General features: G+C 73.8%; 11 protein-coding genes and 1 pseudogene. 6 read left to right on the forward strand and 6 right to left on the reverse strand.

What is annotated here, in order from left to right:
* The first annotated feature begins 44 nt into the window (after nt 1-44).
* From ACZ4Z5_RS11630 to ACZ4Z5_RS11655, 6 genes are read left to right on the forward strand one after another with little or no spacing between them, the layout of a single operon-like run.
* Nucleotides 45-1,406, forward strand: a complete 1,362-nt coding sequence (locus ACZ4Z5_RS11630; protein ID WP_468260169.1) for an ADP-ribosylglycohydrolase family protein — start codon at nt 45-47, stop codon at nt 1,404-1,406.
* Entirely contained in the window at nt 1,348-2,493 is a 1,146-nt protein-coding gene (locus tag ACZ4Z5_RS11635; RefSeq protein ID WP_468260172.1) for an ADP-ribosylglycohydrolase family protein, read from the forward strand. Before ACZ4Z5_RS11630 ends, ACZ4Z5_RS11635 begins: the two co-directional genes overlap by 59 nt.
* A gap of 2 nt (nt 2,494-2,495) precedes the next feature.
* On the forward strand, nt 2,496-4,130 hold the full coding sequence (locus ACZ4Z5_RS11640; protein WP_468260507.1) for an ADP-ribosylglycohydrolase family protein: 1,635 nt from the start codon (nt 2,496-2,498) through the stop codon (nt 4,128-4,130).
* A complete protein-coding gene (rbsK, locus tag ACZ4Z5_RS11645; protein ID WP_468260174.1) occupies nt 4,127-5,011 on the forward strand; it encodes a ribokinase in 885 nt (294 codons plus the stop codon). The genes ACZ4Z5_RS11640 and rbsK overlap by 4 nt, the downstream gene beginning before the upstream one ends.
* Nucleotides 5,008-6,195, forward strand: coding sequence for a CaiB/BaiF CoA transferase family protein (locus ACZ4Z5_RS11650; protein ID WP_468260176.1), 1,188 nt, complete (start codon nt 5,008-5,010; stop codon nt 6,193-6,195). The genes rbsK and ACZ4Z5_RS11650 overlap by 4 nt, the downstream gene beginning before the upstream one ends.
* Nucleotides 6,192-7,007, forward strand: coding sequence for an HpcH/HpaI aldolase/citrate lyase family protein (locus ACZ4Z5_RS11655; RefSeq protein WP_468260179.1), 816 nt, complete (start codon nt 6,192-6,194; stop codon nt 7,005-7,007). Before ACZ4Z5_RS11650 ends, ACZ4Z5_RS11655 begins: the two co-directional genes overlap by 4 nt.
* A gap of 989 nt (nt 7,008-7,996) precedes the next feature.
* Here the strand turns inward: ACZ4Z5_RS11655 and lgt are convergent.
* The 6 genes and pseudogenes from lgt to trpC all read right to left on the reverse strand — a co-directional run.
* Nucleotides 7,997-8,813, reverse strand: a pseudogene (lgt, locus tag ACZ4Z5_RS11660) (prolipoprotein diacylglyceryl transferase); the annotation flags it as partial.
* 123 nt (nt 8,814-8,936) lie between these two features.
* Nucleotides 8,937-9,773 carry a DsbA family protein gene (locus ACZ4Z5_RS11665; RefSeq protein ID WP_468260183.1) on the reverse strand — a complete coding sequence of 279 codons (837 nt, stop codon included), beginning with the start codon at nt 9,771-9,773 and terminating at the stop codon, nt 8,937-8,939.
* Nucleotides 9,774-9,844: 71 nt separating this feature from the next.
* On the reverse strand, nt 9,845-10,657 hold the full coding sequence (gene trpA, locus ACZ4Z5_RS11670; protein ID WP_468260186.1) for a tryptophan synthase subunit alpha: 813 nt from the start codon (nt 10,655-10,657) through the stop codon (nt 9,845-9,847).
* Nucleotides 10,657-11,892: a tryptophan synthase subunit beta gene (gene trpB, locus ACZ4Z5_RS11675; RefSeq protein ID WP_468260189.1), complete on the reverse strand. Its 1,236-nt coding sequence runs from the start codon at nt 11,890-11,892 to the stop codon at nt 10,657-10,659. Before trpB ends, trpA begins: the two co-directional genes overlap by 1 nt.
* A gap of 204 nt (nt 11,893-12,096) precedes the next feature.
* Nucleotides 12,097-12,261 (reverse strand): tryptophan biosynthesis modulator TrpM, encoded by a 165-nt coding sequence (gene trpM / locus ACZ4Z5_RS11680; protein ID WP_468260509.1) that lies wholly within the window; start codon nt 12,259-12,261, stop codon nt 12,097-12,099.
* Nucleotides 12,258-13,067 (reverse strand): indole-3-glycerol phosphate synthase TrpC, encoded by an 810-nt coding sequence (trpC, locus tag ACZ4Z5_RS11685; protein WP_468260192.1) that lies wholly within the window; start codon nt 13,065-13,067, stop codon nt 12,258-12,260. The genes trpM and trpC overlap by 4 nt, the downstream gene beginning before the upstream one ends.
* Nucleotides 13,068-13,185 lie beyond the last annotated feature (118 nt).

Raw genomic sequence — 13,185 nt, forward strand, 5'->3', positions numbered from 1 at the left:
ACACCACCACGCTCAGCAGCGCAGCACCCGACGTCACAAGCAGCGTGAACGCGGCAAAGGCCGGGACCGGAGCCGCCACCGACGCCGCCACCCGGACCGCCGACACGGACGACACGCTCGCCACGCGCGCGGCGGCGGCCGGCGCCGGGGCCGCCGGTCCGGTGCGCGTTCCGCGGAGGGGCCGGGCGGAAGAACGTCCCGTCACCCCGACCGCCCCCGCCCGCACCGGCGCGCGCCGTGTCGAAGGGCTCCTCCTCGGGCTCGCCGCGGGTGACGCCGCCGGATGGCCCGCGGCGCGGCACCGTGCGGCGCGTATGCCGGAGTGGACACGGCGGCTCACCCGGGAGCTGGACACCTTCGCCGAGCAGAACGCCACCACCACGCTGCCCGTACCGATCGCCCTGAACCAGCCCCCCGAGCCGCTCCGGCTCGGCCCGTCCGACGACGCCGAGTGGGCCGCGTTCGCCGCCGAGACGGTGCTGACCGCGTCGGGCGGGCTGCTCGGCGGGCTCCCTCCCGGCCGCCGTGTCCGCGCCGCCGTCGATCTGGCGTGGAACAACCTCGCCGCCGAGGTCGCGGCGGCCGCCGAGCTCGCCCCCGAGGTGGAGTCCGCGGTCCTGCCGCTGCGCGCCCGCATCTCCGTGCGGGCCGGGCTCGGCAACCTCGCCGCCGGTCTCCGCCCGCCCGCCACCGGACACGACAACCCGCACTTCTTCGACGACGCGGCCTGCGTCCGGGCCGCGGTCCTCGCGGTTGTCCACCCGGGCGACCCCGGAGCGGCCGCCGAGCTCGCCGAGTTCGACGCCCGCTACACCCAGGACGGCGACGGAGTGCACGGCGCCCGCGCGATGGCCGCCGCGATCGCGGCCGCGCTGGGCGGTGCCGATGTCGGCGAGGCCGTCGCGACCGCCCTCGACCAGCTCCCGGAGGGGACGGAAATCGGCCGCAACGCCCTCCACGCGGTGGGGCTCGCGCACCGCGCCGACAGCGCCTTCGCGCTCGTGCCCGTCCTGGAGCACGAAATCGTCGACCACGTCTACAGCTACGGCATCGCGGCGGCGGAGACCGTACCGGTCGCCCTCGCGCTGGCCGTCGCCGCGCGCGGCGACGTCACCCGCGCCGTGCCCGCCGCGGCCTGTCTGTCGCGGGTCGCCGACTCCGCCCCCGCGCTGGCCGGTGCGCTCACCGGCACGCTCGGCGGCGGGTCGTCACTGCCCGCCGCCTGGCGGAACGCATGCCGCGTGCTGTCGGGCTGCGCGCTGCCGCGACTGGCCGGAACCGATCTGATCGAACTCGCCGATTTGCTGACACACACAGAACTGACGTCCGTTGATGGACAATTCAGGCATGACGCTCACACTCGAAGACCGGATCTCAGGCAGTCTGATCGGAGCGGCGGTAGGTGATGCGCTCGGCGGCCCCGTGGAGGGCTACACGCCGGACGAGATCGTGGCACGGCACGGCGGCCGGGTACGCGGAATCGTCGGGCCGTACCACGAGAACTGGCGTACGGCACGACCCGTCGCGCCGTACCACAAGGGTGACGGGCACGTCACCGACGACACCCTGATGACCCACGCGCTCGTCCGGGTCTACGCGGCCGTCCGCGACCACCTCGACGCGTACGCGGTCGCCGAGCACCTCGTCCCCCAGCTGATGGGGGACCCGGTGTGGATCCCCGAACTGGAGGCCGAGGTACCGCCCGTCCAGCGGCTGTTCCACGCGGAGAAGTGGCTGGTGGCACGGCTGGCCTACGCCCATGTGGACCCCCGCGAGGCGGGCACCGGAAACATCGTCAACTGCGGCGCCGCGATGTACATGGCGCCCGTCGGGCTGGTCAACGCGGCCAATCCGGCCGCGGCCTACGCCGAGGCGATCGACCTCGCGGGTGCCCACCAGTCGTCGTACGGACGCGAGGCCGCGGGAGTGATGGCGGCGGCCGTCGCGGCGGCCTGTCTGCCGGGGGCGACCCCCGCCTCGGTCGTCGAGGAGTGCCTGGCCCTCGCCAAGGACGGCACCCGCGCCGCGATCGAGGCGGTCTGCGAAGTGGCCGCGGGACAGAGCGACTTCGAGTCCGCGCTCATTCCGCTTCGGGAGGCGGTCGCTCCGTTCGACACGGTCGGCCCCGACTACCGCGCCCCGTCCCTGGCGGGCCGCCGTCCCTCCCGGCTGCACGCGATCGAGGAGCTGCCGATCGCGCTCGGCATGCTGCTCATCGGCGCGGGCAACTACCGTGAGACGGTACTCGGCGCCGTCAACTACGGCCGTGACTGCGACTCCATCGCCACGATGGCCGGCGCCGTCGTGGGTGCGCTGCGCGGCGAGTCGGCGGTCCCGGCCGAGTGGGCGAAGGCCGTCGCGGACGCCAGCCGGCTCGACCTGCACGCCCCGGCCCGTACGCTCGCCGAGGTCACCCGCGAGGTGTACGCACGGGACGCCGAGCGCCGGCGTGCCCAGGCGGCCGCGTTCGCCGAGCTCACCGCGCCGCGGTGACCATGCTCCGCCTGACCTGGGTACAACCCGAGGACCTGATCGGCCACGAACTGCGCCAGGCCGCGGAGGACGGCCGCGACGCGGCGGACGTACGCCGCCGGTGGCTGGCCGCGGGCGGCGTGGTCGCCCCCGACCGGGCGGGGGCCTCCGCGGCTCCCGCCACCCGGCGGCTGCGCGCCCTGGCCGAGGCCCTCCTCGACGAACTCGCGATGCTCCCCTCCCCCCTCGCCCCGCACGAACCGACCAGCCTCACCGGCATCCGCGCCGCCTGCCCGGAATGGCCCGGCCCGCCCTCCGGGCCCCCTCACCCGGCGGAGCACCCCGGTTCCGCCGGCATCCCCCCGATCCCGCCGTCCGGCGGCCGGGATGCCACGGCCTGGACGCACCCCGTCGGCCTCGTCCCCGCCGCCCGCCCGGCCACCGCCCGGGCACCGGACGACGTCCTGGCCGGGTCGGGCCGGGCCGGCGGCACCCCGGACGGCCACCCGACGGGCACGGCCCCACCACGGGAGGACGGCGCGAAGCACCCCCGGGCCCATGACCGCACCGCCGGCGCCGGGTGCCCGAAGGGCGTGGACCCCGGGCTGCCGGCGCGGCTGCACGCCGCGTGGCTGGGGCGGGCCGTGGGCTGTCTGCTCGGCAAACCCGTGGAGAAACTCCCCCTGCACGGCATCCGGGCACTCGCCCGCGCCACCGGCAACTGGCCGCTCACCACCTGGTTCACCGCGAAGGGCGTGCCGCCGGAACTGCTCACCGCGCACCCGTGGAACCGCCGGTCGGCGGGTACCTCGCTCGCCGAGAACATCGACGGGATGCCGGAGGACGACGACCTGGACTATCCGCTGCTCAATCTGCTGCTGATCCAGCGGCACGGGCCCGACTTCGACACCCTCGACGTCGCCCGGCTGTGGCTGGACGAACTGCCGGCGGGGCGGACGTTCACTGCGGAACGGGTGGCGTACCGGAACCTGCTGCTGGGCGTGGAGCCGCCGCGGACCGCGAGGTTCCGCAATCCCTTCCGCGAGTGGATCGGCGCGACGATCCGGGCCGACGTGCACGGCTGGACCCGGCCCGGCGCACCGGGTGCGGCCGCCGCGCAGGCCCACCGGGACGCGGTGCTGACCCACACGGCGAACGGTGTGTACGGGGCGATGTTCACGGCCGCCGTCATCGCGGAGGCGGCCGGCGGTACGCGGGACGTGCACGCCTGCCTGGCGGCGGGGCTGACCGTCGTACCCCCGCGGTCGCGGCTGGCCGGCGCGGTCCGGCACGCCATCGTGCTGGCCCGCCGGACGGCCGACTTCGACACCGTCGTGGACACCCTGCACCGCGTCCACGGCATGTACCACTGGGTGCACTCCGTGCCGAACGCGGCACTGCTCGCCGCCGCGCTGACCCACGCCGGCGGCGACTTCACGGGCTCGGTGTGCCGTGCGGTGTCGGGCGGCTGGGACACCGACTCGAACGGCGCCACGGCCGGCTGTGTCGCGGGGCTCCTCGCCGGGCACCCGGACGCGATCCCGGCCCGCTGGACGGACCCGTTGAAGAACCGGCTGGCCTCGACCGTCGCCGACTTCGATGGCATCGGCTTCGACACGCTCGCAGAATTGACCCACCGGGAGGTACGGACTCCATGACCCGCATCGTGGTGCTGGGCAGCACCAACATGGATCTCGTCGCCTACGTGGCGCGCGCCCCGGCCCGCGGCGAGACGGTGACCGGACGCGAGTTCCGTACCGTCCCGGGCGGCAAGGGCGCCAACCAGGCGATCGCCGCGGCACGGGCGGGCGGTGATGTGCTCATGATCGGTGCGGTCGGCAACGACGACTTCGGCACCCGGCTGCGGTCCGCGCTGGAGCACTCAGGCGTCGACGTCGACCTGCTGCGCACGGTCGAGGGACCGAGCGGCACCGCACACATCGTGGTCGACGACGAGGGCGGCAATGCGATCGTCGTCGTCCCGGGTGCCAACAGCACCCTGACGTCGGTCCACCACGACGACCAGGCGGCCATCGCGGGGGCCGACGCCCTGCTGCTGCAACTGGAGGTGCCGCTGAGCGGGGTGCTGGCCGGTGCCACGGCCGCCCGCCGCAACGGCGTACGGACCGTCCTGACACCGGCCCCGGCCCAGCCGCTGCCGGCCGAACTGATCGCCGCCACCGACCTGTTGGTGCCCAACCAGCACGAGGCGGCCGCGCTCACCGGGGTCGCCGACCCGCACGGCGCCGGCGAGGCGCTGCTCCGCTGGGTGCCGGAGGTCGTGATCACGCTGGGCGCGGCGGGCAGCCTGCACCTGGCCAGGGACCGCGAACCGGTCGCGGTGCCCGCACCCCACGTGCGGGCCGTCGACACCACGGCCGCGGGCGACGTCTACGTGGGCGCGCTGGCGGTGGCCCTCGGCGAGGGCAGACCGGTCGACAAGGCGATGGCCTGGGCGTCCGCCGCCGCCGCCTTGTCCGTGCAGCGGCACGGCGCGTCCTCGTCCATGCCCTACCGTCCGGAGATCGATGCGTCATGACCGGCCCCCTGCACGATCTACGTGTCGTCGACGCGGCCACCCTGTTCGCGGGGCCGCTCGCCGCCACGATGCTGGGCGACTTCGGCGCCGAGGTGATCAAGGTCGAGCATCCCTCGAAGCCCGACCCGTCGCGGGGCCACGGGCCCGCCAAGGACGGTGTCGGGCTGTGGTGGAAGTTGCTCGGCCGCAACAAGCGGACCATCACCGCCGATCTGTCCCGCCCCGGCGGGCGGGAGGTGCTGCTGCGGCTGGCCGCCGAATCGGACGTGCTCATCGAGAACTTCCGCCCGGGCACACTGGAGCGCTGGCGGCTGGGCTGGGACCAGCTGAGCGCCGTCAATCCGGGGCTGGTGCTGGCCCGGGTGACCGGCTTCGGCCAGTTCGGCCCGTACTCCCACCGGCCGGGGTTCGGGACCCTGGCGGAGGCCATGAGCGGCTTCGCGGCGGTCACGGGCGAGCCGGACGGCCCGCCGACGCTCCCGCCGTTCGGGCTGGCCGACTCGATCGCCGCGCTGGCCACGGCGTACGCCGTGATGGCGGCGCTGCGGGCCCGGGACGACACCGGCCGGGGCCAGGTGGTGGACATGGCGATCATCGAACCGATCCTGACGGTGATCGGTCCGCAGCCGCTCTGGTACGACCAGCTCGGCTACGTACAGCCGCGCACCGGGAACCGCTCCCGGAACAACGCCCCGCGCAACGTCTACCGCGCCGCCGACGGCCGGTGGCTGGCCGTGTCGACCTCGGCCCAGTCGGTCGCCGAGCGGGTGGTGCGGCTGGTCGGCCGGCCCGAGCTCGCGGAGGAGCCGTGGTTCGCGACCGGCAGCGGCCGCGCGGAGCACACGGAGGAGCTCGACGAGGCGGTCGGCCGATGGATCGCCCGGCACGACAGCGACGAAGTGGTGGCCGTGTTCGAGAAGGCGGAGGCGGCGGTCGCCCCGGTGTACGACGTCCGGGACGTGATGGCCGACCCCCAGTACCGCGCCCTGGGCAGCGTCACCGAGGTACCCGACCCGGAACTGGGCCCGCTGCACATGCAGAACGTGCTGTTCCGGCTGTCCGAGACGCCCGGTGCGATCCGCTGGGCGGGCCGCCCGCATGGCGCGGACACCGACGCCGTGCTCGCCGAACTGGGCTACGCACCGGCCGACATCGCCGCGCTGCGTTCGGAGGGTTCACTGTGACCGTCGCACTGACCTGGCTGTACGCCCCCGGAGACCGGCCGCACGTGGTCGCCAAGGCCGTGGCCGCGGGGGCCGACGTGGTGATCGTCGACCTGGAGGACGCGGTCGCCCCCGACCGCAAGCGGTACGCCCGCGAGGCCACCGCCGAGCTGCTGTCCGAGCCTCAGCCCCTCCCGGTGCACGTGCGGATCAACGCACTGGACACCCCGCCCGCGGAGCAGGACGTCGAGGCCCTGGCGGGACTCCCGGGTCTCGCGGGGCTGCGGCTGCCGAAGGTGTCGCATCCGCAGGACGTGGTGCGGGTCGCCTCCCAGGCCCCGGGCGTGGACCTCTACGCGCTGCTGGAGTCGGCGCTGGGCGTGGAGAAGGCGTTCGAGATCGCGTCGGCGCACCTGGCGCTCCAGGGGATCGGCGTCGGCGAGGCGGACCTCCGCGCCGATCTGGGGATACAGGACGACGGAGGGCTCGACTGGGTGCGCAGCCGCATCGTGGTGGCCGCGCGGGCGGCGGGTCTGCCGCCTCCGGTGCAGTCCGTGTACCCGGACATCCGGGACCTCGACGGACTGGCGGCGTCCTGCGCCCGGGGCCGGGCCCTGGGCTTCCTGGGCCGGGCGGCGATCCATCCTCGCCAGCTCCCGGTGATCCGGCAGTCCTACTTCCCGACGCGGAAGGAGATCGCGGACGCCGAGGAGATCGTGAAGGCGGCGGCCACGGAGGCCGGCGCGATGGCGCTGCCGGACGGCCGCTTCGTGGACGCGGCGGTGGTCGCAGCGGCCCGACGCACCCTGACACTGGCCCACCGCCCGGCATGACACCGACGGGGCAGGAGCCCGTCCACCCGAACTCGACGCACCCAGCGGCCGCCCCCGCGCGCTTCCGCCGACAACCCACCGCCGGCCTCAAACCGACGAGGCCGCGCCCCGGCCGCCCGGGAGAGCACCACCCGCAAGGGCCCGCCCTCCCGGCCGACACACCCCCGCGCGCTCCCTCCGGCGACCCACAGTCCCGGCCCAGACCGGCACTGACACGCGCTCCCGCCGATGCCCCGTAAACTCCCCCACCGCCCCGGACGACACCGACGAGAACCCGCCCCGGCCACCGAAGTCGACACCCCCATCGACCGCCGGCCGCAGGCAGCCCGCACGGCCCGCCCTCCCGGCCGACACGGGCAGCCGCGCTTCGGCCCGTGCCGCGTCGGCTCGACGAAGCGGTGGAACGTCAAGGGGGCCGCGCGGTCCTGTCGGTCCGCGCGACCCCTGGCCTTCGGCCTCACGGCCTCCCGGTGGTCACTTCGTGTCGGCCCCGCCGTTGACGGCCTCGGCCTTCGGAGCGTCGTCGTCGGCGGCGTCCGTGTCCTTGGTGTCCGCGTCGGTGTCAGCCTTCACGGGCTCGGCCTGCGCGGCCTCCGCCTTGGCAGTCTCGACCTTCGCGGACTCGACCTTCGCGGACTCGCCCTGCGCAGCCTCAGCCTGCACGGACTCCGCCTGCGCGGCCTCCGCCTTCACGGTCTCGACCCTCGCGGACTCGACCTTCGCGGACCCGCCCTGCGCAGCCTCAGCCTGCACGGACTCCGCCTGCGCGGCCTCCGCCTTCACGGTCTCGACCCTCGCGGACCCGCCCTGCGCAGCCTCAGCCTGCACGGACTCCGCCTTCACGGACTCCGCCTTTGCGGCGTCGGTCTTCGCGGTGCCTCCGGTCTTGGAGGTATCGGCCTTCGCAGGCGCAGTCCTCGCGCTCTCGCCCTCCGCGGGCGGCGCGACCGCGGGCTCGCCGTCGGCGGAGTCGGACGCCCTCTTCGCGGCCGCGGCCCTCGGCTCCACGACCTTCTCGCGGCCGGGCCGCACCCGGGCGGAGATGATGATGTAGGCGACGGCGAGCAGGAAGACGACGATCGCCGTCCACACGTTCAGGCGGATGCCGAGGATGTGGTGCGCCTCGTCGACCCGCATGTACTCGATCCAGCCGCGGCCCGCGCAGTACGCGGCGACGTACAGGGCGAACGCCCGGCCGTGGCCGAGGGTGAAGCGGCGGTCGGCCCAGATCACCAGCAGGGCGACCCCGATGCACCACAGCGACTCGTAGAGGAACGTCGGGTGGTAGGTGCCCGCCACCCGGTTGGCGCCCTCGTGGATCTCCAGGGCCCACGGCAGATCGGTCGGCCGGCCGTACAGCTCCTGGTTGAACCAGTTGCCCCAGCGTCCGATGGCCTGGGCGAAGGCGATGCCCGGGGCGATCGCGTCGGCGTAGGCCGGGAGCGGGATGCCGCGGCGGCGGCAGCCGATCCAGGCACCGACCGCGCCGAGGGCGACGGCGCCCCAGATGCCGAGGCCGCCCTCCCAGATCTTGAACGCGTCGACCCAGTTCTGGCCCTCGCTGAAGTACAGCTGGTAGTCGGTGATGACGTGGTAGAGCCGGCCGCCGACCAGGCCGAACGGCACCGCCCACACGGCGATGTCGGCCACGGTGCCGGCGGTGCCGCCTCGGGCGATCCAGCGCTTGTTGCCGTACCAGACGGCTACGAAGACGCCGATGATGATGCAGAACGCATAGCCGCGCAGCGGGATCGGTCCGAGGTTGATCACGCCGGTCGACGGGCTGGGGATGTAGGCAATGTCCATGGCAGCTCCGACGCTACCCTGCCGGGCCTTGCGCGCGGCAACCCCTCGGGCAACGGCTGCATAACGAGCCCCCGTACGGCAGCCCCTGAGGGCCTCCGTACGAGGGCTCGGCGCAGCGGGGGCTCAGGAGGCCGCGGGGCTGGGCGCCGCCGGGCTGGACACGGTCGTGCCCGGCTTCTTGCCCTTGTTGGCCTCGGCGACCCACTTCTTCAGGTTCTCCGCGCTGATCTCCTCTTCGCCCTTCTTCGGGAAGACCGGCTCCCCGTTCAGCAGGACCGTGGGCGTGCCGGTGAAGTCGCCCTTCCGGAACGCGTCGTCGGACTTGGTGACCCAGCTGTTGTGCGTGCCCTCCTCGACGCACGAGCGGAACGCGGGCGTGTCCAGGCCCTTGACCTTGCCGGCGAGCTCGATCAGCCGCTTGTTGTCGCCGAAGGCGTCGTCGGTCTCGGGGGGCTGGTTCTGGTAGAGCACGTCGTGGTAGTCGGTGAAGTGGCCGGCGTCCTGGGCGCAGGCCGCGGCGTTGGCCGCGCGGAGCGAGCCGCTGCCGCCCAGGTTGCGGTCGATGAGGGTGACGAGGTGGTACTCGGACCGGAGCTGCCCGGACCTCTCCAGCTCGTGGACGGTGCCGCTCAGGGCGTTCTCGAACGCTGCGCAGGCCGGGCACCGGAAGTCCTCCCACACGACCAGCGTCGAGGGAGCGTCGGCCGCGCCGGTCGGGATGGCGAGGCTGCCCTCCCCCTGTGCGCCGCTGGGCGCCACGACGGGGCCCGCGGACTCTTCGCCGTCCTTGCCCGCGTTGGCCGCGATCACGCCCACGACCGCGGCCAGGCCGAGGATGCACACGACGGCCGCGGAGACGATCAGCGTCCGTCGGCGCTTCTCGCGCGCCTTCTCCCGCTCGCGCTCCACGATGAGCCGCTCGCGGGCGGCTCGCTTTCCGTCACGGTTCTTCTCGCTCACACCCGCTGCAACGAACCGGGGAGGCACTCGCGTGCCTCCCCGGCCCAGGTCCACCCGTACGAGCGACCAGGTCAACCCCGGCGTACGCCCTCGGCCAGCTCACTCGCCAGTTCCCGCACGGCCGCCAGGCCGGCGGCGGTGTCCGGGGCGTCCAGCAGACGCTTCACGAAGGCCGAGCCGACGATCACACCGTCGGCGAAGGAGGCGACCTCCCGCGCCTGCGCGGCGTTCGACACGCCCAGGCCCACGCACACGGGCAGCTCGGTCGTCGCCCGCGTACGCCGGACCAGGTCGGCAGCCGACGCGCCCACCGACTCCCGGGTGCCGGTGACGCCCATCAGCGAGGCCGCGTAGACGAACCCGGACCCGGCCTCGGTGATCTTCGCGAGGCGTTCGTCCCTGCTGCTGGGCGCCACGACGAACACGGTGGCGAGGCCCTGCTCGTCGGCGTGCTTGCGCCACACCTCGGACTCCTGGACCGGCAGGTCGGGCAGGATGCACCCGGCTCCGCCGGCCGCCGCCAGCTCGGTGGTGAACCGCTCGACGCCGTAGCGGTCGATCGGGTTCCAGTACGTCATGACCAGGACCGGCTTGCCGGTGGCCGCGTGCGCCTCGCGGACCGTGCGCATCACGTCGGTGATCTTCACGCCGCCCCGCAGGGCGATGTCGTCCGCGGTCTGGATCACCGGTCCGTCGAGCACCGGGTCGCTGTGCGGCAGTCCCACCTCGACGATGTCGGCCCCCGCGTCCAGCACGGCCTTGACCGCCTCGATGCCGCCGTCCACGGTGGGGAAACCGGCCGGCAGATACGCGATGACGGCGGCCCGGTCCTCGGACCTGGCCTTCGCCAGCGTGGCGCTCAGCAGTTCGATGTTGCCCGCCATCACTTCGCCCCCTCGTCGTACAGCCCGAAGTAGCGGGCGGCCGTGTCCATGTCCTTGTCGCCGCGTCCGGACAGGTTGACGACCATCAGCCCGTCCTCGCCCAGCTCCCTGCCCAGGTCCAGCGCGCCGGCCAGGGCGTGCGCGGACTCGATGGCCGGGATGATGCCCTCGGTGCGCGACAGCAGCCGCAGCGCCTCCATGGCGGCCTCGTCGGTCACCGCGCGGTACTCGCCGCGCCCGCTGTCCTTGAGGTAGGCGTGCTCGGGGCCGATGCCCGGGTAGTCGAGTCCGGCGGAGATCGAGTACGGCTCGGTGATCTGGCCCTCCTCGTCCTGGAGGACGTACGACCGCGAGCCGTGCAGGATGCCGGGCTCGCCCGCGGTCAGCGTGGCCGCGTGCTCACCCGTCTCGACACCGTGCCCGCCGGGCTCGCACCCGACGAGGCGCACGCCCTCGTCGGGGATGAAGGCGTGGAACAGCCCGATGGCGTTGGACCCGCCGCCGACGCAGGCGACCGCGGCGTCGGGCAGCCGCCCGGCGCGCTCCAGGATCTGGCGTCGTGCCTCGACGCCGATGACCCGGTGGAAGTCGCGCACCATCGCCGGGAACGGATGCGGTCCCGCGACGGTCCCGAACAGGTAGTGGGTGCTGTCCACATTGGCCACCCAGTCCCGGAACGCCTCGTTGATGGCGTCCTTCAGGGTGCGGCTGCCGGAGGTCACCGGGACGACCTCGGCGCCCAGCATCCGCATGCGGGCCACGTTCAGCGCCTGCCGCTTGGTGTCGACCTCGCCCATGTAGACGGTGCAGTCGAGCCCGAACAGCGCGCAGGCGGTGGCGGTGGCGACACCGTGCTGCCCCGCACCGGTCTCCGCGATGACCCGGGTCTTGCCCATGCGCTTGGTCAGCAGCGCCTGGCCCAGCACATTGTTGATCTTGTGTGAGCCGGTGTGGTTCAGGTCCTCGCGCTTGAGGAACACCCGGGCGCCGCCGGCGTGCTCGGCGAACCGCGGCACCTCCGTCAGCGCGCTCGGCCGGCCCGTGTAGTTGACGAGCAGGTCGTCGAGCTCCGCGGCGAAGGCCGGGTCGGCCTTCGCCTTGTCGTACTCGACGGCGACCTCGTCGACGGCGGCGACCAGGGCCTCCGGGATGAACTTGCCGCCGAAAGCACCGAAGTAGCCCTCGGCACTCGGAATCCGGCCCTCGGGGTCCGGAACGAAGAAGTCAGAAGACATCTGACGTATCTCCTCAGCATCGCAACGGTTGGTTTCACCGTATTGCGCTGCGGGCGACGCCGCCCCCGTCCCACCGCAATCGGGCCGCGCAGGAGACGCGCCGCCCCACCACGCGGCGGAGCCGCACGGTGCCGGGGGTTGGGATCCGGGGAACGGGCGTCCGCGGGGGCGGCCCGCACGGTCGTGTGCAGGGGCCGGACCCGGCTACAGCGCCGCTCCATGACGCCATCGCATGCCGTTGACCTGACCCGGCTCGTCCCCGATCACGTACCGCACACGCCGCCCGTGCACCCGCCGCGCGGGCGCGCGGCAGCCCCGGGGACGGCACCCCGGTGCGAGACGGGCGGAGATCGGCACGGTGGAGGTCAGCCCCTTCCCTGGCGCAGCGCCGGGTGGGCGCCGGCGGCGACGAGGTCGGCCACCGCGGCCTTGGGATCCTTGCCGGTCACGAGGGACTCGCCGACGAGCACGGCGTCGGCGCCGGCGTTGGCGTAGGCGATCAGGTCGTGCGGACCGCGGATGCCCGACTCGGCGATCTTGACGATGTGGTCGGGGATCTCCGGGGCGACCCGCTCGAACGTGGAGCGGTCGACCTCGAGGGTCTTCAGGTCGCGCGCATTGACGCCGATGATCCGGGCGCCGGCGTCGACGGCCCGCTCGACCTCCTCCTCGTCGTGCACCTCCACGAGCGGGGTGAGGCCGATCGACTCGGCCCGCTCGATCAGCGATTCCAGCGCGGGCTGCTCGAGGGCGGCGACGATCAGCAGGGCGAGGTCGGCGCCGTAGGCACGGGCCTCCCACAGCTGGTAGGCGGTGACGATGAAGTCCTTGCGGAGCACCGGGATGTCCACCCGGGCGCGGACGGCCTCCAGGTCGGCGAGAGATCCGCCGAAACGGCGCTGCTCGGTCAGGACGGAGATGACGGCCGCGCCGCCCGCCTCGTAGTCGGCGGCGAGACCCGCGGGGTCGGCGATGGCCGCGAGCGCGCCCTTGGAGGGGCTGGAGCGCTTGACCTCGCAGATGACCTTGACGCCCTCGCCGCGCAGCGCGGCGGCCCCGTCCTTCGCCTGGGGAGCCTTTGCGGCACGCTCCTTGAGCTCGTCGAGGCTTACCCGCTCCTGTCGCTCTGCGAGGTCGGCGCGGACGCCTTCGATGATCTCATCGAGCACACTCACGCGAGCGGCCCCCTTCCGAGACGGTGAAAAATCGGGATCAGCCAAGTCGATGGTATCCGGCTGGGGGCGGACGTCCCGCATCCGGACCGGATCCGTCCCACGAGCTGGGACGTTCCAG

It is taken from the genome of Streptomyces sp. NPDC030222, from assembly GCF_055573115.1.

Bases quoted from the DNA above. Each gene is read 5' to 3' on its own strand.
- ACZ4Z5_RS11635 (WP_468260172.1), top strand. From the start codon at position 1,348: ATGACGCTCACACTCGAAGACCGGATCTCAGGCAGTCTGATCGGAGCG.
- ACZ4Z5_RS11640 (WP_468260507.1), top strand. From the start codon at position 2,496: ATGCTCCGCCTGACCTGGGTACAACCCGAGGACCTGATCGGCCACGAA.
- rbsK (WP_468260174.1), top strand. From the start codon at position 4,127: ATGACCCGCATCGTGGTGCTGGGCAGCACCAACATGGATCTCGTCGCC.
- ACZ4Z5_RS11650 (WP_468260176.1), top strand. From the start codon at position 5,008: ATGACCGGCCCCCTGCACGATCTACGTGTCGTCGACGCGGCCACCCTG.
- trpA (WP_468260186.1), bottom strand. From the start codon at position 10,657: ATGGCGGGCAACATCGAACTGCTGAGCGCCACGCTGGCGAAGGCCAGG.
- trpB (WP_468260189.1), bottom strand. From the start codon at position 11,892: ATGTCTTCTGACTTCTTCGTTCCGGACCCCGAGGGCCGGATTCCGAGT.